This window comes from Haloferax sp. Atlit-48N, assembly GCF_003383015.2.
Taxonomy (GTDB): domain Archaea; phylum Halobacteriota; class Halobacteria; order Halobacteriales; family Haloferacaceae; genus Haloferax; species Haloferax volcanii.
Genome location: NZ_CP137690.1, coordinates 69,857 through 93,548, shown reverse-complemented (window position 1 = coordinate 93,548; position 23,692 = coordinate 69,857). Strand labels below are relative to the sequence as shown.

General features: G+C 56.3%; 18 protein-coding genes and 1 pseudogene. 17 read left to right on the top strand and 2 right to left on the bottom strand.

The features are described from left to right. The first annotated feature begins 1 nt into the window (after position 1). From DEQ67_RS15220 to DEQ67_RS15210, 3 genes are all read left to right on the top strand, one after another. Complete coding sequence (locus DEQ67_RS15220) at positions 2-487, top strand: hypothetical protein (RefSeq protein ID WP_049917758.1); 486 nt, start codon at positions 2-4, stop codon at positions 485-487. 752 nt (positions 488-1,239) lie between these two features. Further along, positions 1,240-2,121, top strand: a complete 882-nt coding sequence (locus DEQ67_RS15215; RefSeq protein WP_115891840.1) for a ParA family protein — start codon at positions 1,240-1,242, stop codon at positions 2,119-2,121. Next, a complete protein-coding gene (locus tag DEQ67_RS15210; RefSeq protein ID WP_115891841.1) occupies positions 2,121-2,642 on the top strand; it encodes a hypothetical protein in 522 nt (173 codons plus the stop codon). Before DEQ67_RS15215 ends, DEQ67_RS15210 begins: the two co-directional genes overlap by 1 nt. A gap of 876 nt (positions 2,643-3,518) precedes the next feature. Here DEQ67_RS15210 and tnpA read toward each other — a convergent pair. Beyond that, a pseudogene (gene tnpA, locus DEQ67_RS15205) lies at positions 3,519-3,918 on the bottom strand (IS200/IS605 family transposase). A 43-nt stretch (positions 3,919-3,961) separates the two neighbouring features. Here tnpA and DEQ67_RS15200 point away from each other — a divergent pair. From DEQ67_RS15200 to DEQ67_RS15185, 4 genes are all read left to right on the top strand, one after another. Beyond that, positions 3,962-5,278, top strand: a complete 1,317-nt coding sequence (locus tag DEQ67_RS15200) for an RNA-guided endonuclease TnpB family protein (RefSeq protein WP_115891842.1) — start codon at positions 3,962-3,964, stop codon at positions 5,276-5,278. A 243-nt stretch (positions 5,279-5,521) separates the two neighbouring features. Beyond that, on the top strand, positions 5,522-6,769 hold the full coding sequence (locus DEQ67_RS15195; RefSeq protein WP_115891843.1) for an orc1/cdc6 family replication initiation protein: 1,248 nt from the start codon (positions 5,522-5,524) through the stop codon (positions 6,767-6,769). A 362-nt stretch (positions 6,770-7,131) separates the two neighbouring features. Next, positions 7,132-7,506 carry a MarR family transcriptional regulator gene (locus DEQ67_RS15190; RefSeq protein ID WP_115891844.1) on the top strand — a complete coding sequence of 125 codons (375 nt, stop codon included), beginning with the start codon at positions 7,132-7,134 and terminating at the stop codon, positions 7,504-7,506. A 164-nt stretch (positions 7,507-7,670) separates the two neighbouring features. Next, a complete protein-coding gene (locus DEQ67_RS15185; RefSeq protein WP_115891845.1) occupies positions 7,671-8,207 on the top strand; it encodes a winged helix-turn-helix domain-containing protein in 537 nt (178 codons plus the stop codon). Between the two features lie 457 nt (positions 8,208-8,664). On the opposite strand, the gene DEQ67_RS15180 is transcribed toward DEQ67_RS15185, so the two are convergent. Next, positions 8,665-9,540 (bottom strand): hypothetical protein, encoded by an 876-nt coding sequence (locus tag DEQ67_RS15180; protein WP_115891846.1) that lies wholly within the window; start codon positions 9,538-9,540, stop codon positions 8,665-8,667. 196 nt (positions 9,541-9,736) lie between these two features. Between DEQ67_RS15180 and DEQ67_RS15175 the strand changes: the two genes are divergently transcribed. From DEQ67_RS15175 to DEQ67_RS15130, 10 genes are read left to right on the top strand one after another with little or no spacing between them, the layout of a single operon-like run. Beyond that, positions 9,737-9,985: a hypothetical protein gene (locus DEQ67_RS15175; protein WP_008606465.1), complete on the top strand. Its 249-nt coding sequence runs from the start codon at positions 9,737-9,739 to the stop codon at positions 9,983-9,985. 4 nt (positions 9,986-9,989) lie between these two features. Further along, positions 9,990-10,403, top strand: coding sequence for a hypothetical protein (locus tag DEQ67_RS15170; RefSeq protein WP_115891847.1), 414 nt, complete (start codon positions 9,990-9,992; stop codon positions 10,401-10,403). Positions 10,404-10,432: 29 nt separating this feature from the next. Then, complete coding sequence (locus DEQ67_RS15165; RefSeq protein ID WP_115891848.1) at positions 10,433-12,169, top strand: hypothetical protein; 1,737 nt, start codon at positions 10,433-10,435, stop codon at positions 12,167-12,169. After that, positions 12,166-13,038 (top strand): hypothetical protein, encoded by an 873-nt coding sequence (locus DEQ67_RS15160; protein WP_115891849.1) that lies wholly within the window; start codon positions 12,166-12,168, stop codon positions 13,036-13,038. Before DEQ67_RS15165 ends, DEQ67_RS15160 begins: the two co-directional genes overlap by 4 nt. After that, entirely contained in the window at positions 13,031-14,092 is a 1,062-nt protein-coding gene (locus DEQ67_RS15155; protein ID WP_115891850.1) for a hypothetical protein, read from the top strand. The genes DEQ67_RS15160 and DEQ67_RS15155 overlap by 8 nt, the downstream gene beginning before the upstream one ends. 2 nt (positions 14,093-14,094) lie before the next feature. After that, positions 14,095-15,216: a hypothetical protein gene (locus DEQ67_RS15150; RefSeq protein WP_115891851.1), complete on the top strand. Its 1,122-nt coding sequence runs from the start codon at positions 14,095-14,097 to the stop codon at positions 15,214-15,216. Next, entirely contained in the window at positions 15,209-17,413 is a 2,205-nt protein-coding gene (locus DEQ67_RS15145) for a VirB4 family type IV secretion system protein (protein ID WP_115891852.1), read from the top strand. Before DEQ67_RS15150 ends, DEQ67_RS15145 begins: the two co-directional genes overlap by 8 nt. Then, positions 17,406-21,251 carry an ATP-binding protein gene (locus DEQ67_RS15140; protein WP_115891853.1) on the top strand — a complete coding sequence of 1,282 codons (3,846 nt, stop codon included), beginning with the start codon at positions 17,406-17,408 and terminating at the stop codon, positions 21,249-21,251. The genes DEQ67_RS15145 and DEQ67_RS15140 overlap by 8 nt, the downstream gene beginning before the upstream one ends. After that, positions 21,248-22,129, top strand: coding sequence for a DNA primase (locus DEQ67_RS15135; RefSeq protein ID WP_115891854.1), 882 nt, complete (start codon positions 21,248-21,250; stop codon positions 22,127-22,129). The genes DEQ67_RS15140 and DEQ67_RS15135 overlap by 4 nt, the downstream gene beginning before the upstream one ends. Continuing rightward, positions 22,126-23,649, top strand: a complete 1,524-nt coding sequence (locus DEQ67_RS15130) for a primase-associated protein (RefSeq protein ID WP_115891855.1) — start codon at positions 22,126-22,128, stop codon at positions 23,647-23,649. The genes DEQ67_RS15135 and DEQ67_RS15130 overlap by 4 nt, the downstream gene beginning before the upstream one ends. Positions 23,650-23,692: the final 43 nt, after the last annotated feature.

The window sequence follows — 23,692 nt, the reverse complement described above, 5'->3', positions numbered from 1 at the left end:
GATGGGACGCACAGATGACCTCAACGAAGAACGGATGCGAATTCTCGGTGGTCGACTCGCAGATCTCTCGGTAACCGAGACCGTCCAGTACTTCCCGTCTGGAAAGGAAGACCGTGTTGTTGCCACTCTCCAGTCGAGTTACTATCCCGACGTCGTGGATACTGCTACTCTCGAAATCCGTCTTCGACTGAATGGTGAGTTCAATATCCAGTATTTTGAGGAATGGGCTGGTGAGCGCTGGTCGTGTCGATGGGACCGCCACCCGAATACACACAACACACGCGACCACTACCACGTACCACCCCAGCCGCGAGAAGAGAGTGCGGTCGATGCAGTCTACCCAGAAGATCCGAATGACGTGCTTCGGATGGTTCTTGAGACGATAGAGAAACGAATCAACGATATCTGGGCGACAACAGATCCGATTTTCCCGTCAGAATACGAGTTCAAACAGGAGTACGGTGCAGACTACCTCGTGGACACGTAGGCAGTTTGTCACTCTGGGCGGACGACTTCATCGCATGAATAGCACTCTGCGAACACGCCAGTTGTCCCATCACCATCCTCGAACTCAATAATCGACTGATAGGCTTCGATCTCTTCGCCGCAGTCAGGGCATCGACCAAGCGCCGTCGAATCACTCGTCATGGGGGATTGTGGAGACGCATGTGACACAGATTGTCTCCAGTAGTAGTTACATGGTGTCACAGCAAAGATGTTTGGCCAGTTCGCGCGCCCCCCAAATTCCCGATCTCCGGAGCTGTGGTCGGCACTGGTTGTTGATATCGGACCAGGATAACCAATTTCAAAGTTGGCTATTTCGAGATAGGCTATTTTGCCTTCAAGCGCAACGGAGTCTGCTCGCATATTCCGAGCAGAAGGGTAGGAGCAGGTTAGGTACCTAAGGCAGCTAAGTCACCTAAGGTAGAGGTAGTAGGACAGAGACATTTCCGGATACCATCCATAATCGAGAACAGCCTTAGTTAGCTTAGTTTCCACATTCACCTTAGGTGCCTCAGGTGCCTAAGGTGCCACAGGCCCATTAGTGAAGTAGTTGAGCTAGGACCAATAGATAACAGAGATGAATCAAGCTGTACAATGGTGCCTACCTTACCTGCCTTAGGTACCTTAGGTGGCTTAGGTGAGGTAGTTGAGTCAGGAAATATTATATGATATGCGTGAGTCTATCCGCACAACCACAGGTACCTCAGCTACCTTAGGTGACTCAGGTGAACTCCAATGTCACAGGAACCCCAACCAAACGCTGTCGCACTGAACACGCTCAAGGGTGGCGTCGGGAAAACAACGATTTCGCTTAACACTGCCCGCGAGTTAGCTGAGCGAGGTCACGATGTTCTGCTTGTCGACCTTGACCCGAATGGTCACCTCACAGTTGGCCTTGACTTCCGCGAAGTCTATCTAGACGATGAGCACGCAGATCTCGGAGAGATCATCATAGATCGGGATGCAGAGCCAGATGACGCAATCGTTTCGACTGAGTTTGGGTTTGACCTCTTCCCATCAACAGCAGACCTCGAAGACGTCCAAGATCGTCTCGGGTCGGTGAACCACGGAACAGTCAGGATGCGACAGTTCCTTGTTGAGCCGCTCTTGGGCGAAACCTACGATTACATCATCATCGACACGCCCGGGAGTACGGGCCACCTCACGGACAACGCACTCGTCGCAACCGAGTCGATTCTTGTGCCACTCCGCCCAGGCCCTGAATCACTCGGAGGGTTCGAGCGAACGGTCGAGCGTCTAATCAAGCCACTTCGAGAGTTCATTTCGCTGGACTTACTTGCAATTGTACCGACAGACCTCCAACGTCGTATCGATCAACAAACTCTTGACCGAGAACTGATCGAGTCGTTGGTGACGCGTGAACATCTCGCTGCGAAGGTCCCGAACTTCGCGTATATCTCTCCAGCTGACCTGGAAAAGATTGATTCCGGTGAATGGGATGGCCCACTCCCCAAACCAGGGATTCGTCACTCTGAATCACTTTCCCGCGCAATCGGAGATCACAAACCGCTTCGAGACTACGCACCAGAAGATTCGATCCTCTCGTCGTTCGAAGAACTCGCAAGCATCATTGAACACGGAGAGGTGCGTCGCTAATGGGAGACTACACCGACCGCTTTGCAGGGTTGGATGAGGAACTTGCGGAAGTCGAAGACGATGACGAAGAGCAGGAGTCCGATACAGCCAAGTCTGAAACTACGGACACCTCTGGAGAGGTACGGGACGAGGTGACGGTCAAAGACGAAGACATAGAGTCTGACGTTGATTCCAAAGAGGAAGATGAAAGCCTCGAACGTGAATCAGAGGTGAGTAAGCAGTCAGGCATCGATGGACCAGAACAGGAATCCAATCAAGAAGTAAGGCCAAGTACTTCTAGAGCGCTCGAAGACAGTAATCCCGGTTTCCCCTTCTCTGAGTCGGTACAAGCTCAGATATACCCACGGCGAACCACCCACGACGAGTTTGAGGACTTCATTCAATTCGACGTGAAACAAGCGCTCAGAGAGTATGGTATCCGGAATGACGAGAAGCGTGAGATACACGAAGCAATCCTTCAGTTCGTAATGGAACATCCTGACGCAATTGCCGACAAGGTGGTCGAACTTCGCGAGCCATAGGACGAGAATTATTCCGCAACCCGTTGACACTCCACGATGAAGCGAAGTTGGTCACTCACGGAGTCCGGACACATACACCGTCGTTCATCTGTTCTTTGAGTCGAGAGTAGAGTGGTGATGGGATGACGACTATAGTTAGTATATAAAATAAGGATGTTTGTCTCAGTTTCATAACTCCGGACGAACTGATTAAACGCCATTAACACACGTTTGATAGCTTGATAAGCTACTCAGACGAACTCGGAATAGTCGGCATAATTATCTCCCACCAGTAAATATATAATAACGCGAATGCAGTAATTTATGGTAAAAATCATTCAATGGTTCTAGTTCTAGTCTAGTATTGATTCGGTTTTGGTGGTACAAACACGGTGAATCATGTTTGACCACTTGCTGACCCCGGGTTCACGTGGAAGAACAGATGAAATGTGGTGTGTGTGTGTCGGAATCTCTGAAGAACAAACGAACAGATGAAGAGGTGATGTCTGACATAGATTCGAGGCTTCCTTGCCGAGCTGACGTCACAGTAGTTCGCTAATCTACATCGATGAAAAAGGAAATTCGGGCAGTGACTCTGTAATGATCGCTTTGGCGAATATTTGGTGTAGAGAGCGTGACCTCGACTATGTTTCAGAAGAAACAGATGAACAGCGGTGTCTGTTACAGAATCAGTGTGCAGTTGAACAAGCGAATCAAATGAAATGTGGTGTCTACAAACGAAACAGATGAACAGGTGGTTCTAGCACTCTCATCGTGAAATTCTGCAATAGATAAATTATTGATGCTTCAACCCCGTGAGATATGCCTGATTTCTCTAAAGGAAACAGCGAGAGTTCCACGGGTCACCTGACCCGTGGGTGAATCGCGTACGCTCGCCTAATGTTCCGTCTCCTCGATGTACCGACGAACCACGTCCTCGGAAACAGCACCAGTCGTCCCGACGTAGTAGCCATCCTTCCACAGGCCACTTCCCCAGAAGTACCGCTGTTTGAGTTCAGGGTGGCGTTTCAGAATCGTTCGGCCCGAGTAGCCTTTGAATTGCTTAGCAATCTCGGCAGGACTCCATTTCGGGTCGGCCTCCACGAACAAGGTGAACGTGGTCGGTGGCAATCTCCATCGACACAATCTCGTGACCGGACCGCTCGGCAGTCCCCCGGAACAACTCCGCAAGTTCGTCTCGAACTAACTCCAACATCCCGTGTCGATACTTCGGACACCACACGAAATGATACTTACACAAACTAATCGAATGTGCATGACTCCTGTATTCACCCATCCGAATCTCTACGTTTATTATCATTTGATTCGATAGTCAAGGTATGGGTATCGAAGAAGTCACGAAGACCGCACGTACTCGACTCTGCATAGAGTCTGGTGAGCGGTCGTGGCTCAAAGATGCCCGTTACACCGCACGAGACATCGCCAACGACACACTCCGACTCAAGCAAGACGGCTACTCACGCACCAAGATTCAGAAGGAAGTTGACCGCAAGGACTTCCTTCGGAACAACAAGTGCGCGGTTGTCGGGAAAGCCCTGCAAGCGTGGGACTCCTACAAAGAACTCCTCAACTGGTGGCACGACCAAGACGACACCAACGTCGGGAAACCGTCGCCACCGGCCACGGACAAGAAGGGAACATACCCGCTCGTCATGGCACACACCGAAGGCTATCGACTCACCCAAAACGACGAGACTGACCGTATTCGGTTCCGTGTGAGTCCGAAGCCGTACAAGAAGGTGAAAGGACACCTTCGAGGACGACCGGAAGACCTCAACCTCATCGAGTCAGCCTTAACTGAAGACGAATGGTCGTTGGGACAGGCCGAACTCCTGTACCGAGATGACGTGTACTACCTACACGTCACGGTCAAAACAGAAGCCGAAGTGCCTGAACCTGAAGACGCGGACACACTCGTCGGCGTCGATATTAACGAGCGCAACATCGCCCTCACCGCTCTTACTCGTGAAACGATGGACACGCTCGGAACACTCGTGCTTGACTACGGCTCGGTGAAAGCCGAACGCCAACGCTACCACACCATCACAAAACGCTGTCAAGAACACGGCCAACACTCCATCCACCACCAACTCGGAGAGAAAGAAGAACGCTACACCGAGTGGGTTCTTCACCGGATGTCCCGAGTCGTGGTGGAGTTCACACAACAGTTCCCGAACCCGGTCATCGTGTTCGAGGACTTGAGCGGGATTCGAGACGCCATCAAGTACGGCACGTACATGAATCGTCGTCTGCACAAACTGCCGTTCCACAAGTTCGAGCAACAGGTTCGATATAAAGCGACATGGAACCAGATTCCGTGTGAGACGGTCGAGTCGCCGTACAATTCGAAGGCGTGTTCGTGTTGTGGTCATCGGGGATACCGTCAGGGTCGTCGGTTCCGATGTACGAATGATTCGTGTGAAGTTCAGCAAGACCATGCTGACCGGAACGCGAGCGTGAACGTGGCGTGGCGAGCGTGGGCGAAACACGCTGGCGTAGACGTTGAATCGGTTAATTACCGGACTCGCAAAACCCAACCGTTTGTTCGGAAGGTGAGCCTGTCTGGGTCGGGGCGTTCTGTAAACCGCCCATCCTCATCCCGCGAAATCGCTTCGCGTGGAGTGCTTACGACATAGGCTGAGGGAATTACAAAAGCCACGGGTCACCCGACCCGTGGTCGTTTACAAGCTAATCGACTTTTGGACTTCGCTAGTATATCTTGGGGGTTGTCTCCGGGCAAAAGCTGGGGAACTAGTCTCGTCGACTGTGGACAATACGGACAACAACTCGGGAAACAAATGAAATACGGTGTGTACAAAAGAAACAGATGAACAGGCGGTCCGGGGGGTTTATATCATTTGGCAACACAACCCTCACCAATGGGTCAATTTGAGTTCAAGCGTGGGAACACCCCCTACGTCAACAGAGGGGCACTCACCGACGAGTATACTCCAAATTCTCTCGTCGGTCGCGATGACGAACTCGAAGAGTACCACTCGGCGCTTGAGCCGGTTATTTGGGGGGAGACTCCAAAGAACATCTTCCTCTACGGTAAGACCGGGGTCGGCAAGACTGCCTCAACTAAATACTTCCTCAAGCAGCTCGAAGCAGATTCCGAACAGTACGATGACCTTGTCCTGCGGACGGTATTTTTGAACTGCGACGGACTGGAGACGAGCTATCGTCTGTGTATTGCACTCGTCAACCAGATGCGCTCGGCCTCCCAACAAATCTCTGAATCCGGTTACTCGAAGTCTGAAGCATATGCGATGCTGTGGGAAGAACTGGAATCGAGAGCTGGAACTGTCCTCATCGTTTTGGACGAGGTTGATCACATCAAATCCGGTGAAGACAGTATTCTGTACCAGTTGTCTCGTGCCCATGCTAATGGGAACGTCTCCGATACGAAGATCGGAATCATCGGTATCTCAAACGACTTGACATTCACAGATGACCTCTCACCAAAGGTCAAAAGCTCACTGTGTGAACGCCAACTTCACTTTCCAACGTACGACGCGACTGAACTCCAAGATGTCCTCCAACAGCGTGCCGATATCGCGTTCAAAGACGACGGACTCGATGAAGGAGTAATTCCACTCTGTGCTGCATACGGCGCCAAAGAAGCAGGTGACGCTCGTAAGGCTCTTGACTTACTACTAGAGGCAGGCGACGTTGCTCGCGAAAACAAACGCAGCTTAGTCACCGAAGACGACGTCAACCGAGCACAAAGCCGGCTGAAATCGAAGAAGGTCAGGCGTGGGATTCAGGGATTACACGAACACGACCACTACATACTCTATGCTCTCTGTGTGTTGGCTGCAAACGGCAAGATGCCTGCGCGTACACGTGTGATCTACCCACAGTATGAGCGAATCTGTGAAGCTGGCGATATCGACCCCCATACTTCTCGCTGGGTATCTGACCACCTTGACGAGCTCAAAATGCTCGGCTTGCTTTCGGTGACCGAAAAGAACCTTGGCCGGAAAGGTGGAAAATACCGGAAGTGGGACTTGAAGACTGACATCTCTAACATTCTCGAATCGATAGAAGAAACCCTGAAGATAGTAGGAGTCCTTCGCAGTATCGAACCGTACATCCCTGATTCACTCGAGCTTCGGTCCAACTGACGGTGCGGCATTTTTTGTCGGGCCCAGATTCGCTCCGATGTTCCTGCTGACACTGCTACTCGGTGGCTTCAGTAGGAAACCCATCAGTTGGCGCGGAGCTACCACACCTTGTACCGCCGCAAAATGCGGATATTGAGTCGTCTTTGTCTATCAACAATCTCCTTGCTGAATTAACTCGCCACTCTGCGGATACTCTGTCAGACACACCACTCTTGCCAGTAAAAACTAGTATCCCCCAACGACTTCAGGTTCATCGCACTTCTATTGGGAGAACGCGTCGATCGAGACCTCCCAGCGTCCAAAGAGTACTCTGGAACAACTACTCCGGCAAGTCTATTACTCTTCGTTACATACTGTTACATATGCCCGTTGATTTCGAAAACTACCAGCCATCGGATCTTCCAGGACCGAATACGAATGGACGGACCATTCTTCGCTTCCTCGCAGCGACTCCAGAAACAGGCTATCGAGCGGGTGAGATTGCTGAGGCGCTCGACATCCCACGAGGAAGTGTTGGGACGACGCTCAGCAGACTCCATAATCAGGGGTTTGTGCGTCACAAGGGCGAGTATTGGGCGATCAATCCCGACGCCTACGATGCACATACTGCGAGCTTGATTGGCTTGGCTGCCGTGAGCGAGCAGTTTGCGGGCGACTACTACGACGAGAATCCGGACTGGGATGCCAATCTCCCAGATCTTGATGAGTATGAAGATGCAGACACTAGTACAGAGTGAACCGCTCGGGGCCAAGTCCCCAGGGACTCGCCTTGTTTCCTCTGTAGAACAAGAATGGGTGGTGCCGCAGCGAGTGACTGGCTCTCGGTGGGTGGCAAGTGAGTTTTGAGCTTTGGCCTTTCGACAGACGTCTTATCACGAATTATGAATAATCCGTAATTGCAATGGCGCAGTCACCTCCACGGTCAGGCCGCCCACCAATTCAGGAGCTTCAGACGGTGGCCGACCTCCTCGACACACCTACACTTGCTCGGCTGTATGCCCATATCTTACAACACGGACCGGTCACCGTGTCCGAGTTGGTCGACGAACTCGATATCCCACAGGGAACTGCCTACGACTATATGCAGAACCTCGAAACAGCTGGGTTAGTAGAGAAAGTCCGTGAGCAGCGTCCGTACGAATACGATGCCGAGTCGATCGCACTTACGCTCTCGACAGACGGTGAAACCCAAACGATCACACCAGCACTTATCGCCGCTGTTGCCCGCCGCGACCAAGACGAAGACATCGACATCTACATCGAGCGGCATGGTCTCGACGGGCTTGCTTTCGCCCTCGAGTACGCTTCCGAGTACGTCGACGGGACGGTCAACCATCGGATTGCAGCCCGGGAACTTGACCTTTCACCGCTTGAAGCCGAAATCATTCTCCAGGCGCTGGAGCCAGTTGCCACTGAGTACGCCGATTTCGGTGCATGAAGACGGTATATATCCCGATATCGGTGTCTTCGTTCGGTGTGGTGGTCCCGACAAAGACAAATTTCAACGGCTCCGTCAAGCACTCCAACAGGCTGGTACTGAACAGCGATTGCACCTCCTCCATCGTTACGGCGGCTCGAGTTCACTAACAAATCCCACGAGTCCAGTTGGGGTCACTAACAACGAACTGGTGTGTACAACACGAGAGCAGTACTGTTTGCTTGGACCAGTTTGAAAAGCGAGCAGATTGTGCGTAGTTGGGTTGTGTCCCTCCCATCTGGAGGACTGGCGTTTTAGCCATGCAAGCGTTTATACGCTGGAAGAGTCAAAATCAGATTGACCAATGAGTCTTGATGAGGCGGTTGACGAAGCGCTCGCGACGTACAATATGTCGCGCAGCGAAGAGGCCGAGGAAACGGGCCGAACAGTCGCCACGCTCCAAGACTAACAGAGCCGCTTAGTCGAGGTTCCGAATCTTTTCAGCGAATTCTGCTTTCGATAGCCCTGGCGTTTCCTTTAGTTCTGGATAGCCTGCGCGTTCGACGGCCTCCTCGACGAACTCGATCCAGAGTTCTTCGTGGTGCTCCGCGTAGACGACCTTCGCCTCACTCGGGTACATATCCAGCTCGTATGCAGTCAGGTCGATCTCGACCGCGTGTTTCCGCTCAAGCGTTCTCGCGCCGAAGCGGTACAGGTGCTTGAAGAGGACATTCTTCCGCCGAACGGTCAACAGCCGCTTCGATTCGTTGATGTACTCGTTCACCCACTCCCGCCAGTCATACGATTCTGGGTCGATTTCTATGGACGTTTCCGGCATAGAGAAGTCCGGATTCAGGCGCCGGAGGTAGAACTGGATTAGTGCGACAGCCATCCGATGGTTGGCGTTCGGAAGTGTGTGTTTCAGAATCAAGTTCGAGGCAAGCCGACCTGCAACGGCTGTTGCTGAGCCCTCCCAGGACGTCCGATCAAGCACGCCCGGCAGCGCGTCGACATCGATTTGCTTGTATGCTTCGACAGGAACGCCTTCTTCTTTCTCGTTCTGAGCGATGAGGGCGCGGTAGATCTCGAGCAGCCGAACGACGATGGTGCTGTTGTCCTCGCTCATCTTCGCGAGTGACGCTTTGAGATCGAAGTCGATCTCACGAACGGGGCCACCATCGACACGGGACGTGTAGACGACGTAGAACGCTTCGTCAATCTCGTACTTCTGGACCTTCACAGCGACGTCGTCGTCGTAGTCGACGATATGCGAGACGACTTCAGCAGGGTCCGGATGCACGAAGTCAAGAGAGAACTGCTTGTCACCGGGATGGTGGTAGTAGACGTGGCCCATCTGGTATACTGTACTCTTTCATCAGTACATATAGTGACTACGAGAATTCTACACCGGTCTTGGATATAGATGATTATTTAGTACCTAGTTTGGCATGCTACCACACTTCATGTTGGCCAGTAAATATATGATATTCCGGAAATCTGGTTGACATGTACGCACCGCAAGACAATCGGTGTGGAACGATACCGAACCCATGATCTCCCGCTCAGTCACCGTCGAAGACATCGATGAGTTGTTCCTCAGGTGGAACGACCATCTCAACGCATCGGCCCTCTATCGGCAAGCCCTCCGCGACGAGATGCAACTTCGCGACGTTGAGCCGCACGAACTCCGCGCACAACTCACCGAAGCCCGTGAGTTGGGCTACTCGCTCGATGAGATTGCAACCATGACGAGTCGCTACGCCGACCTCCAAGCGCTCGTGTACGACCACACCGAGTGACCTCATGTCTGACTCACACTCCCCTACTGACGCTCGCTCCACCGACCAGCGACGGCCCTCCCAATCCATCCTCCGACACGTCGCGATCGGGAGCGTCCTGTTCACGATCGCTGCTGTCCAGCCAGTTGCCGCACAAGACAGCGTGGTCTGCAGCGCTGAGAAATTGCCGGGGATGGTTGAGGGCTTCTTCCAGATCACGACGACGCTCGGCTTCATTGGGTTAGCAGTCATCTGGCAGGCCGATTCCCTCGCTGAGATCTTCACCGCCAGCCCCGAACAGAAAAAGCGACTCAAAGTCCACAAGCGCGCAGCACTCAAATCCGCCCTCATCTTGGCGGTGCTCGGCCCGCTGTATACCGTTGTGGCGTCGATTATGGGCCTCCCACTTGGGGACTGTGTGAACCTCACTCCCTGGTAAGCGCCCCACCAATCCACCTTTGCCCTCCCATGGAGCATCGAGTGCCCTCCGTACTGGTAGCCGCGTTGCTCGTGTCGAGTTCCATTATCGGCCTCGCCACGGCACAGCCCCCGAGACCAGGGACTGAGACAAACGGCCTCACGGAAAACGAGTCGGCAACGCTCTGGTCTCGTGATAGCGACCGCTACGTCAGCCAACAAGACTACCAGCAGCAGTACGGCGATGACCGAACGGCGCTCCACCAACTCGCCAACGGGACTGACATCACGTTCACGCGCCCGCCGGCAACGGCCGCGACGTGGACGCGCAACGATTTCGCTGATCTCGACGCCGGCGGCCCCGACACGTCGACCTACCCGTCTCATGCGTCACTCGAAGATGGGACGTTCATCGACGATGCACACGCGACGATTTTCGCAGTCACCCCATCGACGCGTGGCCATCTCGATGCAGGTGAGACACCGCTCTATATCGCTCCCAATGGGACGGTTCGCGGCCTCGTCGATTATCGTGTTCGCGTTCCAACTGGGACCGAAACGGGTAATCGGACTACCGACTGGGAACTCGTCTCCCACGAGATTGAGAACATCCGTCTGAAAATCGATGGCATTCCAGTCGCAACTGCGAGCGGCACTCACACCCCAACGCTGCAGTATCACACCACTCACTCGTGGGGTGCAAATCTCACGCTCGAAGCGAACATCTCCGTTCGCCTCAAGAAGACCGTCGAGACAACGGTTGGTGGCGAATCTGAGACGACACTCAACTACCGGACGGAGACACGAACCGTCTCGGACACACTCAATACCGAGATTTACGACCTCGCGGCGTACCCCTACTACGCGCAGTACCCGAACGGAGATACTGGCGTCGCGATTTTCCAGTCCCGGCCGTGGCAGGGCTATACGCTCACCGACGATGAGAGCTCCCGGGTCCGTGGTGTGTGGCGGTTCTACACCGCTCGGAACACGAACTGGGACACACTCGTTACGTCGACCGGGACGTCGACAACTACGGAACAGTCGGATGCGATTCCCGTCCGAGTTCACGCGTATCCTTCACAGATCGGGCCGCGAGCAGAGCCGGTTCGCGATGGCCCGGATATCATCGACATGTGGGGGGCTGACCGGGCGTCTCCCCGTGAGACGATCGGCGAGAACGTGACCGTTGAGGTCGTCAACGAGTCGTACACGCCTACCTACGGATTGGCCGTCCGCGCAGAGACCGTCGACCGGGAGGCGCTTCGGGTAGGCGGGATCGTTCGCGGGGTGAATGCCACGATTGTCGACCCCCAAGTTGGGTCGGCGCGACAGCTTCGCGAGAGTAACCTCTCTGTTGAGCTCGTTTCGCAGACGCCGTCGAACGCGACGCTCCGAGTCGAGTTGCGCGATAATCAGACGGGTGCGCCGATCGCATCGAATGGGAGTGACCGACAGTACCCGATTGGCGGGTCGTCACACAGCGGCTACATCACCGTTGGTGACCAGCGCGTTGCGACCAACGAGAGTGGCGTCACAATCGTCACGCTGGACGAACCGGGGATCTACACGGTCCGTTACCATCCCGGGACGTGGCTTGGCCACGACCCGGCGTATGTGGGTGATACGGCGTCCGTTCGTTGGCATCCACTCGGGACTCTCGAGGGGTGGGTTGCATTCGTGTTCGAAGTCGGCTGGCAGGCAATCCCGTTCGTCGTGACGTTCTACGCCGGTCGCCGACTCCTCCGTATGTTTGGACCGACAGATAGCTACTACCGAAACCAATGATACCGACCGATTCACCGATTGATAGACGTACCGTCCTTCGAACACTCGGCGGGGCCGCACTCGTTAGCGTTGCCGGCTGCCTCGATGGTAACCGTAACTCGGGCACAACGACATCTGACCAGACGTCGACGACAACCGAGCGTGCTGGCCCGCTTTCACGCATCGCTGTCGAGGGGCAAGCCGTCGTTGTTGAGGTTGATGCTGACGCACCCGTCGAACAGGTGAACCTCATTCAGCCGAATGGGGAGCTCTTCGGGAAGCGTGGGCTTGCTGCCGGTGCACGACAGGTTTCGTTCGAAATCGGGACTGCCTACGAGCCCGGTGAGTACCGTGTCGTCGCGTTGGATGGTGACGAAACTGTTGCCGAGGGCTCACTCTCAATTCAACCGGACCTCAGCATCGTCGAGATGGGGATTGGGAGAAATCAGCCAGAGGAGATGTGGAACTCTTCGGGTGACGAGATTGCTGATGAGGCGTTTGTGACTGTTGAGAACCGTGGAACGGGGCCAAACGCAGTCACGAAATTACTCTTCATCGGAGACGTTCCGTATCCCTCCGATGAAGAGGGGACGAACTACGCCAACCATGACGATGTTAGTGGGATCTATGACCCCGAGTCTGACTCTGAAGTAGCTGAAGTTGTTATTCCAGCCGGGAAGCAACTCACGATTTACAGCTTCCGGTCTCCGTTCGCTTTTGTTCCCGGTTCAGATATCTCGTGTCAAGACGGGGAGCAGAGTGGTGAGTTCAACCTCGTCCTCAAAACACGTGTAGCTGCTTCTGAGGTGTCTAAGACCTACAACGTTCAGTATACAGACTCGACTAGTACTGAGGGTTGCAGTATCTCCATCGGAGAGCACGATGGTTGATCTAATTGACGTTGTACTTGAGGGATTCAAAGAGGCGCTTAGCTGGTTGACTGGCCTGTTCATGCGGGGTCTGAGAACTGGATATCAGTCTCTCACGGAGGGTATGTTTGGAACTCCGACTCCACGTACTGATGGGCCGATTGTGTTTGGAACAGCGTCTAATGGGCCGTGGCCTGCGATACAAGACGCTTTAGTTGGCGGTGAGATTATGCTGATCTCGCTGTTGTTGTTGGTGATGTGTGTTCAGGGGCGTCATGCGCTCCGAATTTTCAATATCGGGAGTGCGTACGAGGCAAGACGCACTAAGAAAACTGCGTGGGTTGGTGCGCTCCTCATCGTATCTTGGTACTGGGTTAGTATTCTGTCCCTCTTCCTCGTTGACGGTTTCACGATCGCCTTAATGCCGAGTCTGAGTTCACTTGGAGACACGATGTTCGAACTTCTAGAGGTGTCGCTAACTAACCCAGTTCTCGCCTTTTTATTCGGCGTTGCTGGCGGACTGTCAATGTGGTCTCTCGAGGCGTTCTATTACATCCGTGAAGTTCTCATCTATGTTTACGTGTATGGGATGCCGATTGCGTTCGCCCTCGGTTACGGTAACCTCCCGGTCATCTCTGATATCGCAGTTGGGTTCAGCAAACGGTTTGTTCCTCTTGCAGTACTTCCTCTCCCTGCAGCAGTCGTATTCAAAGGGTACGACCTACTGTTCTCACAGAATGCTCTTGCTCCAAGTAGTCCATTCTTGAGGTATCTTGTAGCAACGTCACTTCCGCTAATCGCGCTCTATCTCACGTGGAAGACGTTCACGTACGCGACGCCCCTCACCGCGAAGGTGATTGGTGGTGCAACGCGAGGCGCAGCCCTCGTCGGCGGCGTCGCAGCCGGCGCGTACGTTGGTGGCGCTGGCGTTGCGACGACGGCTGCCCGCTGGGGGCCGAAAGCCGCCGCCGGTCAAGCACTCGCCCAGCGAGCAGCCGCACAGCGTGACTCGACTGATGACAGCGATGGACTGCCGTCGTACCGGCGGACCGAAAACGAACCCCGAACCCGCTAACCATGTCGACAGATCAAGACACAGCCGCTCGGCGCATCATGGACCAGTTCGGCGAAGCGAGTCGCATCCCCTACCTCAACATCGAAGAAGGTGACGTCGGCATCCTCATCGCTCTCCCCATCTGTGGGTTGCTCCTCGCCGGCCTCACGGGCATTGAATCACTCGCCGTCCCGCTTATCGCAAGCGGCCTCGGGATGGGCGCGGCCATCGTCTACGTCACCCCCGACCATCTGAACGCGTGGACGTGGACGAAAGACGTCTATCGCTACGCCAAACGGCCCCAGATTACGCTGAGTGCGCCAGAGCACCCTGACGGCCAAACGAACGAGACCGTGCGCAACGAGGGCGGGCTCGCGAACTACACGCCATTCACGCCAGACGAACGAACCCAAGACCTGACGAATATTGAGCGAGCGTGGCCCGGCGCCGGCGCGATTCAGCGTACTGACGGCGCGATGGAGGCGTTTATCGAAATCGACCCGGGGAACATGGACTTCGCGATGGCCGACGACTGGGCCCAACTCCAAGATGAAGGCGCCGAGTTCGCCAACAAAGAACTCGACTCGAAGCTCAAATTCCACGCAACAACCCGGTCATTCCCGGTCGAACAGATCACCGAGACAATCGAGGAGCGACTCACCGACGAAGACGTCACACAGAACCCGATCTTCCGTGAACTCCTCGAGGAGTATCGGGAGACGCGGCCCAAAGAGATGCGTGACCGCGGCATTCAGCAGGTTCGATACTACATCGGCGTGGAAGTCTCGCCACTCGAAGTCTACGACCGATACCGTGACGAGGGAACGCCGGCTGAAAAGCTGACGCAGTTCCCCGTGATTGGCATCCTGTTCAACCCGTTCGTCACACGACGAGAGGACCTCTCTGACGTGGAACGCCGCGCCCAGATGTTCGAGAAGCTGGACGACCGGATTGCGGATGTCCGTTCCGAATTCATCCAGCAGGCATCCGGCTGGTCTGCCCACCGACTCAGCACGGTCGAATTGTTCGTTCTGAACATGGACTTCTGGAACGGCGAGGAGCACGACTTCGAGACCGAAGCAGACGTGATTCGCGAACAGCCGATTCTCAGTCGCTCACGACGGGAGGAGGCGTTCGATGCGTAACCTCCCGTTGCAGTCGAGTCGTGATATTCTCACGCAGCTTACCCAGTGGGCTCAACAGCCGACATCCCCCGAAGGTGCAGCGCTCTATCTGGGGACTATCGTGGTACTCGGCGTCGGCGGGACAGCCCTCTGGCAGCGGTACCGCACCGACGACGAGCCGGAAGTCGACTTTTCGGATGTCCTCGACGAGGAAACCCTCGAAGCCGGCGAGGCAGAAGGCCAACTCCTCGACGACATCTCGGAGTCACACAAGACGGCGACAGCACCGGCGGCAATCGAATGGGAGACGCGAGCCGCCCGTGTCGGTGAGCAATGGACGACGACGCTGTACATCGCTGATTACGCCGACTACCCGAACGACGGCTATCTGAGCGACCTCTTCGAGTTGACCGACGTCGAGTTCGACCTCACGGCGCACATCACGCCGAAGAACCAGCAACGCGCACGAAACGAACTACAGGATATCGCGGACGACCTGCAGGTCGACGCGGATTTAGAACAGAGCGTCCGGAGTGAGTACCTCCAAGAGCGGGCGAACGAGGCGGCGGCAACGTACAAGGCCGTCGAGAGCGGCGCGAGTGTGTTCGACCAAGGCCTGTTCGTCACTGTCCGCGCCGACGACACGGACGACCTCCAAGACGCCGTCAGAGCAGTCAAAAGCGCGCTCCGTGACGAACCGGCGAACCTCACGCCGAAGACAGCTATCTGCCGGCAGGACCTCGCGCTCCAGTCCGCCGCGCCAATCGGCGACAACGTCTTCGGTCGGGAGTCGATTGCCCTCGGCGGTGCTGTTGGTTCCCTCTTAGCGTCGCCACACAACGCGACGATTCTCGAAGAAGGCGGCGTCGAGTTCGGAATTCACAAGGACAACCAGAGTCCGGTCGTCATCGACCCGTTTGCCCGCGATAACGGCTATGCGATGTTTACGGTGGGAGATACCGGGTCTGGCAAATCGTTCGGTGCGAAAGAGAACTTCATCCGGTCGATCGAACAGAGCAAGGACCGCATCGGGATCATTCTCGAACCGCTCAACAACTGGACGGGCGTCTCCGAAGCGCTCGATGCCAAGCGAATTACCGTCGGTGGGACGCTCGGACTAAACCCGCTCGAAATCCGCCAGACGCCCGAACACGTCCAACGGGCAATGGGTGAAGACGCGAGTCCGTTCAACGAGAAACTCGACGACGCGATGAGCTTCCTGACGAATTTCTTCGCCCTCCGTGGCATCTCACTCGGCGACCGCCGAACGACACTCGAACTCGGCCTCAGACAGGCCTACGAGCGTCATGGCATTACTGATGATATCACGACACACGGCAACCCGAGCCCGACGATTCGAGACATGTTGGACGTCTTCGAAGAAATGGTCGACGACCCCGAGTCGTTCGTCGTCCGGTCGGATGCGGAAGCCGAGAAACTTAGCGACGATGCAACATGGTTGATCGACCAACTGCGGCCCTTCGAAGAAGCGGGCCGCTACGCGAACCTCGGGAAGGAATCGGAATTCGACATCCGTGACGAGAAAGTCATCTACCTCGATCTCGCCCAGCAAGAAGGCAGCGTCGACAGCAGTACGGCGCTGACGATGCAGTTGCTTATCTCGCTCGTCTACGAGCGGGCGAAGGAGACGGACAAGGAGGTCGTATTCGTCATCGACGAAGCGCGGTACATCATGCAGGACGCCGCGAGTCTGGCGTTCCTCGAGACGGTGTTCCGCCATCACCGCCACCACGACCTCTCGATTCGTCTCGTCACACAGACCGTCGACGAGTTCTTCGAGCACGCTGAAAGTGAGGCTATCCTCGACCAGTGTGCCGTCAAGCAGTTCCATCGCTTGGATGGGATGGACGCGGAGTGGGCCGACGAGTTCGGACTGAATCACGCCCAGATGCGGTACGTACAGGACGCGGTGCCCGGGAACGAAGACGCTGGTTTCTCCGAGGCGCTTGTCGGCGTCGACGGCGAGTGGCGCGGTATTAGAGTCGAAGCAATGCCCAAAGAGAAGGAAGTCATCGACTTCGACCCGACCGAGCAGCGCCGGGCGTCGCTCCCCGGGGCTGGTGAGACGGCGGTTTCACCCGAGATTGAGGCCTTTCGGACGGAGTTAGCGCAGCAAGCAAACGGAGAGTCACAAGACATGCAGACTGATTCAACAGCAACTGAAAACGGCCAGTTTGGAGGTACCGACGATGCGTGAGCGCGAGTATCTTCGCGTGACACCCACGTCAGAGGAACTCACAGCCCGCGGCATCCCGCAGACCCTTGAGAGTCTCCACAAACTGACCCCTGACAGCTCGGGCCTGCGGTCGAAACTCAACCCGTTTACATCCGCGACCCCACCGCGCTTTGAGTTCCTTGCGCTTAGCACGGGACAAGATGCGCCGGTTGAGTTCTACTATGGTGCTGACGACTATCTCGGAACACTCGAAGAGCGACTTCGGTCGATTTATCCGAAGACGTTCGACATCGAGCGTGTCGAGGTGGACGTCGCGTCGAAGCTGATTCACCCGGTTGCATTGTCTCATGAGGAGTTCGTCGAGCGCTACCAGCAGGGTGACCTGCAGTACGAGTTCACCGACGACGAGCAGTATTCGGCTGCAGATGGCGACGCCGACGCGGATGCGACGCCCGACGGCGGCGAAAGCGCTGTACACGAGTCTGAGGGTTCACCGACGGACGTTGCCGACGAGGTTGGCGGCAGAACGGCGGACGGACTGGTGTCGATTGGAGAGACAGTTGTCGAACTCGAAACGACTGATTCGCTAGCAGACGAGGTTCCACCCACGTCGGTCGAGAAGCCGACAGTAGCCGCAGACGGGACGATTCTCGCCCGCCCCGCGGTCGACACCGTTTCACCACAGGGCGTGCGGTGGTGTGGGTCGGCAGTTCGGAAGCAGGATTGGATGTCGTCGTTGACACCGCTGACTGCGACGCCCGACGAGAGCACGCTGCCAGCGGTCGACGAGCCGGGAGCTGTGCTTGCGTCGCTGATCGACCACCTGAACGATGCACGCGAACCGCTCGCGTTCCAAGTCGTGTTTCAGCGCCGGGAGAGCTGGCAAGCGGATGCGGAACTCCGCAAAGAGGACTTGAATGATGGACGGGATACGCTGTCGCAGAAAATCCTTGGCGACCTGCTTGACCCCGAACTAGAGTATGAGCGGCGGACTCGTGACGAGTTGAGTGACATCGTCGTCAAGCGACTTGATGCGATTGATGCGGTCAATCCCAAGCGCTCGTACACGACGAATGTCCGGGCGATTGGCGTACCAACGAGCGAGGCTGGCCGCGACGCCCTTGATGACCGCCTGTCATCACTCGCGCCGGTCTTTGACCCACTCGACGGCCCGTTCTACGAGATCGAAGCGACGCGACTTCGAGATCGTGGCTTCCGACAATCGAAGAAAGAACAAAACGCGCGAGCAGCGCTCCAGCGACTCCTCTCGCGAGAGGTAACGACTGGACGTGGTAAGACCCGGCCGGAGCTGGTTCTCTGTGGGGCCGAGCTTGCGAACTTCATCTTGGTGCCGTCCTCGGACCAACTGACGGTCGAAGGGACGCGAGGGACGCGTGCTGAACAGCAGAGTCGTGATCCGCTTCCGTGGCCCAATCCTGACTTAGTTCAGCAGTTCCGGGAAGGAATGGCCATTGGGTATGCACTCGATGAAAACGGCTCGCCGCAACAGCGTCCGATTCGGATTCCGCCGAAGCTCCTGACGACACACTACGGTCGGTTCGCCTCAACTGGGAGTGGGAAGTCGAAAGCAATCATCAACGATGCGCTGTCGCTCCGTGAGACGACCGGCGGCCCCGTTGTCATCGTTGACCCAAAGGGCGACGGGATGTGCGCCAACTACCTTCGGAGTCATTACGAGCGCTTCAACGGGCTCGACGATGTCTACCAGTTCCGCGTCCCCGAGACGATTCCCGCGTTTTCCTTTTTCGACATTCGGCCGGCACTCGACGCTGGACGGAATCGGGCGGACGCGATTCAGGACAAGGTCGACCACTTCCACGATATCATGCGGATGATCATGGGTCGCGAACAGTACGGGCAGGCGTTCGTCGCAAACGAGATTCTCAGCTACCTCATCAAAGCGCTGTTCGACGAGGAGTACGGCAGCGACGTCTTCGGGTTGGATGATCTCTTTGCGGCCGCCCTCGAGATGCAGCGGGAGCGAACTGTGCCGCCGGTTTCGGCGGACAATCGGAGCGTCGAGGAGTCGCTTACGCGGCACTTCGCGAAGGACGACCACCAGTTCCAAGTGTCGATGGACGCCGTCGGGAACCGTCTTGATAAGCTCAGAGAGGACGCACACCTGCGACGGATCTTCAGCCACGTTCCGGAGCAGGACGACAACGGCGAATACGTTGACAACCGATTCGACTTCTGCGAGTTCCTCGACGAAGACGTCACGATCCTGTTCGACTTAGGCGACCTTCGCCCGGAGGCACAGCGAGCGATCACACTCCTCCTGTTGAGTAACCTCTGGGACGCGGTGCAGGTGCGTCGCCGTGACGGGAACACGGACTACGAGAACCTTACCAATCTCATCATCGAAGAGGCCGCTCCTGTTGCAGCAACGAAACTCGTTTCCGAGCAACTGCTTCCACAGGGCCGGTCGTTCGGTCTGAGCATGGGACTGGTGATGCAATTCCCGGGACAGGTCCGCAATCGGAACGAGCGTGCCTACGACGAGGTTCTCAACAACATCAAGACGAAGCTCATCGGGAACATCTCGATTGAGCACGACCTCGCTGAATCGCTGGCCCACGAAGACTTGAGCCCGACCGACCTCAGAAATCGGATCAACACGCTCCCGAGCGGGGAGTGGATCGCCCAACTCCCGAGTCCGTCATTCGGGGAGACAGGCCCAGCCCCGTTTTCGGTGAAGCCGCTCCCGATAGCGGCCGGTCATCCAGAGAGCGACGAACCGCTTTCTGTCGAACAGGCGGACCGTTTCGAGACTGTGGCCCTCCCACGACTGTCGGAGCGAACACAGGCTCAGTATGGGCTTGGTGAGGTGAGTAAATCTACCTCGGTCCGAGATGAGGCTGATTGGGGAAGCCCAAGAGACGACACGACAGTTACCGCTGATCGAAATCGTGTGGAAACAGACTCCACGCAATCTTCGTTCATCGGACAAGGGACACCAGATAGTCCGTCGATATCGACCGGAACGAGTGATACCAATGCTGAGCCACAGGAGAGTACCTCGTTGTTCAACATGGCGACTGAGGACGAAGAGGAGTCACCGGGCGACGGGAACGGGCATCCGGAAGCTCGCTCATCGCCCGTCCAAGCTAGTGAGGTCCCTGTCTCCGATAACGAACTTCGGAAGCGTGGCCTCAGCTATGATGATGTCCATTTCCTCAGCCAAGTTCTTGAGGTGATGAACCGTGAGGCTACTGAGTATACACTCCTCAACTCGATGCGGGCCCTCCGAGACGAGTACGAAGACCTCCACTTGGAACGCTTGACGGAACAGAATCTCGTTGAGGACGCGTCTGCAGCCGGTCAAAAGTACTATACTGTCCTCCCGGCAGGGCGGGAACTGCTCGGACAGAAGCTCCAAGTTGGTCCTAGGAAAGGCGATATCGGGGAGAAAACACCACACAAGGTCGGCGTTCGCCTCCTCGAACAGTGGCTCCAACAGCAGGACGATGTCGTTCGCGTCGAACCGTACTACGAATACGACGACAGGACGGTGTTTGACGTGGCTGCGTTCAACGACGCTGGCGAACTCGTCTGGGTTGGCGAAGCTGAACTCCCGAGCAACAACAGCCACGCACCGGTCGACGACTACGACAAGCTCAGTCTGGTGGATGCCGACGCGATTTGGGCGTTCAACAGTCGCCAGACTGCCATTGAGGTACTCGATAGACTTGCCGAAGCGGATCGAATCGAAGAAAGTGTTAGCGGCCGGGCAGCACGGTCGTTCTCGAACATCAAAGACGCAATTAGTGAATTTGATGCAGCAGGTATGACCACGGTTCGCGGCTTCACGAATCTCAAACAGGAGGTCAACCTATGACTTGGCGACAGGCAACCCGTGAAGAGATCTACTCCTACTACGCCGAGGAATTCCCCAGCTACGTTGACGACCTCCCTGAGTTCATCACAGCAGACGGGCCAAAACAGTATGCTGTCGCTTTTCGAGACCCACACCCGGTTCGCCAGGACGACGTCCCTGACAAGGACTTCATCCGCCGGGACACATGGCAGACGAATCGGTCCGGTAATCGGACGACTCCCGAGTTCAGCAGCTTTGAGGACGTCGTGGAGTTCATTCAGCACCCTGCTCGCAATGATCCTCTCGGTCAGAGCAACTTCGCACTCGCTGACCCGGCGGTCCTCGAGAAATCAAATCCACTCCCTGAAGCCGTCTACTATGCGCTGGATCACTGGGAACGGCCATGGGTGCTGCTCGTCGATATCGACGCGAAAGAAATCGCTCGGCAACGAGCCACGGATACGGTCTTCGAGGATAACGACCGGGACAACGAGGCACTCCTCGACGCCGCCGGTATTCTCGACGCCGAGCCCGCGGGCTATCCGTATGCCCTCGAGGATATCGACTGCGCTATCGAATACGGGTTCGAGGTACGAGGTTTCTTTGAGGAGGACTTCAACGCCGAGGAAACGATGGTCGTGTATAGTGGACAGGGAGTCCACGTCTACCTCCTCGATACGGACCTTGCACATCGATACGACGAACAGAGTCGCGAGGTGCTGAACGACCTTCTCTTAGAGACCTACGACATCCCTATCGACCCTGTCGTGACAGCCGACCGCCGGCGTGTCGCACGCCTGCCCTTTTCACTCCACGCCGACGTCTGCAGTATCGTTCAACCCATCGAAAGTCCGGGTTTCGACGTCCGATCGGCGACGCCGGAGGTGGTCGGCGAATGAGTCGGAGTACCCCCACCGACGACGAGGAGATGGCGTATCGAGTTGCGGCACTTCCTCCTGAGTACGGTGACATCCGCATCAACCAACTGTTCACGCGTGGCTACAATCGATACGTTGTCGACGGCGAAGAGCAGCCCGCGGACCTCATGAACGACATTGAGCGGTTTGGAACGGCCGCGTTCAAACAACAGGTTCGTGCCGACGCTGCCAAAGAGCCGTTCGTTGACGAACCGGCGACACTCGCCGTGCTTGCGACGTTGAGTGCGATTTGTGTGAAAGCACATCCGAAATTCGAGCACGCGCCGCCCCGGAACATCCAGGTGCTCTACGACATCCGAGAACTGTACGTCAATAATCTCGCATCACTCCTCCGAAACCACGGAGATGGCACGCTCCAGCAGGACATCGCCGAGGTGCTGTACAGCAAGGAGCCCGGTGAGGATGGCCCACATCCGGGTCGGGTCTGTACGGGCATCACGGAGATGCCGGAGTTCGGGGATGGCCTGTTCCTCGAAATCCCGATGGCCGCGGCGTCACGCAAATGCCTCGTTCGGGAGGGCGAGTCATCGACGGGGAGTGACGATGGCGGGGAGATACTGACACGAGTGAAGGACAACAACCTGTACGTCCCGGTCGGTGATTTCGACAGCAAGTATCGGGACTACGCTGAGCGGGCGTTCAAGAAGCTCTTGCGGGTCCAGGAGGACGGCCTCTCCGACGACCAGCTAACGTGGCTGACGGCGAATGAGTCGGCCATCACAGAGCGGATCGATCGTTTCCTCGAGACCGGCCATCACGAGCGCATCTGGCGGAACTGGGACCGTGGCGAACGGACGATCCGAGTGCTCCGACGGGCCCTGAGCGACGCCCCCGACGACGTGGCGCAAACGGGTGAGTTCCACACGGCGAAGGAGCTCTATCGAACGGTTGCGGCGTATGAGGCTGAGGACGAGTGGGAATCGTCCGTGACGGATTGGATCTCGAGTCCGAGCAGTCTCGCGAAGACGCTGGCCGATCACGAGTCCCACTCGGCCGTCACGATCGACCGCGACGGGCGCGTCAATACGTACCGAATCGGGCGAGCCGGAACCGGCGCCGAACAGATCGAAGTGCGAGAGATCGAGGACCTCTTCGAACTCCCCTGTATGGCGAATATGGAGGAGCGGCTACACGAGAAGAAGCCCGTCCGGAAGGACCTCTACAACTTCGCGCGGATGGTGATGTGGCTCCCGCAGTACCAGGACAGCAGCCTCGACGAAATCGTCGCAGATCTCAAGGACGTCTTCTCCCGGTGGCCGTGGTACGACGAGCAGGAGACCGAATACCAGGTTCGCTACGAGTTCTCGAACACCATCGACGGCGACACGCCGTTGCCGATGAACTGCGACAATGACGATCTGCAGCGCTACTGCATCGGCCAGGACCAGTGCCCCTACTCGATCTGGGGCAGTCTCCCGTTCCCGGATGAGATGTATGAGCAGGTCGAGGAGGAATCAGCTGGGCCTACTGAGCAGTTCTGATCATAGACTATCCTGAATCTGTGGAGTCCTTAGATCGTGATTG

Bases quoted from the DNA above. Each gene is read 5' to 3' on its own strand.
- DEQ67_RS15220 (WP_049917758.1), top strand. From the start codon at position 2: ATGGGACGCACAGATGACCTCAACGAAGAACGGATGCGAATTCTCGGT.
- DEQ67_RS15215 (WP_115891840.1), top strand. From the start codon at position 1,240: ATGTCACAGGAACCCCAACCAAACGCTGTCGCACTGAACACGCTCAAG.
- DEQ67_RS15210 (WP_115891841.1), top strand. From the start codon at position 2,121: ATGGGAGACTACACCGACCGCTTTGCAGGGTTGGATGAGGAACTTGCG.
- DEQ67_RS15200 (WP_115891842.1), top strand. From the start codon at position 3,962: ATGGGTATCGAAGAAGTCACGAAGACCGCACGTACTCGACTCTGCATA.
- DEQ67_RS15195 (WP_115891843.1), top strand. From the start codon at position 5,522: ATGGGTCAATTTGAGTTCAAGCGTGGGAACACCCCCTACGTCAACAGA.
- DEQ67_RS15190 (WP_115891844.1), top strand. From the start codon at position 7,132: ATGCCCGTTGATTTCGAAAACTACCAGCCATCGGATCTTCCAGGACCG.
- DEQ67_RS15185 (WP_115891845.1), top strand. From the start codon at position 7,671: ATGGCGCAGTCACCTCCACGGTCAGGCCGCCCACCAATTCAGGAGCTT.
- DEQ67_RS15180 (WP_115891846.1), bottom strand. From the start codon at position 9,540: ATGGGCCACGTCTACTACCACCATCCCGGTGACAAGCAGTTCTCTCTT.
- DEQ67_RS15175 (WP_008606465.1), top strand. From the start codon at position 9,737: ATGATCTCCCGCTCAGTCACCGTCGAAGACATCGATGAGTTGTTCCTC.
- DEQ67_RS15170 (WP_115891847.1), top strand. From the start codon at position 9,990: ATGTCTGACTCACACTCCCCTACTGACGCTCGCTCCACCGACCAGCGA.
- DEQ67_RS15165 (WP_115891848.1), top strand. From the start codon at position 10,433: ATGGAGCATCGAGTGCCCTCCGTACTGGTAGCCGCGTTGCTCGTGTCG.
- DEQ67_RS15160 (WP_115891849.1), top strand. From the start codon at position 12,166: ATGATACCGACCGATTCACCGATTGATAGACGTACCGTCCTTCGAACA.
- DEQ67_RS15155 (WP_115891850.1), top strand. From the start codon at position 13,031: ATGGTTGATCTAATTGACGTTGTACTTGAGGGATTCAAAGAGGCGCTT.
- DEQ67_RS15150 (WP_115891851.1), top strand. From the start codon at position 14,095: ATGTCGACAGATCAAGACACAGCCGCTCGGCGCATCATGGACCAGTTC.
- DEQ67_RS15145 (WP_115891852.1), top strand. From the start codon at position 15,209: ATGCGTAACCTCCCGTTGCAGTCGAGTCGTGATATTCTCACGCAGCTT.
- DEQ67_RS15140 (WP_115891853.1), top strand. From the start codon at position 17,406: ATGCGTGAGCGCGAGTATCTTCGCGTGACACCCACGTCAGAGGAACTC.
- DEQ67_RS15135 (WP_115891854.1), top strand. From the start codon at position 21,248: ATGACTTGGCGACAGGCAACCCGTGAAGAGATCTACTCCTACTACGCC.
- DEQ67_RS15130 (WP_115891855.1), top strand. From the start codon at position 22,126: ATGAGTCGGAGTACCCCCACCGACGACGAGGAGATGGCGTATCGAGTT.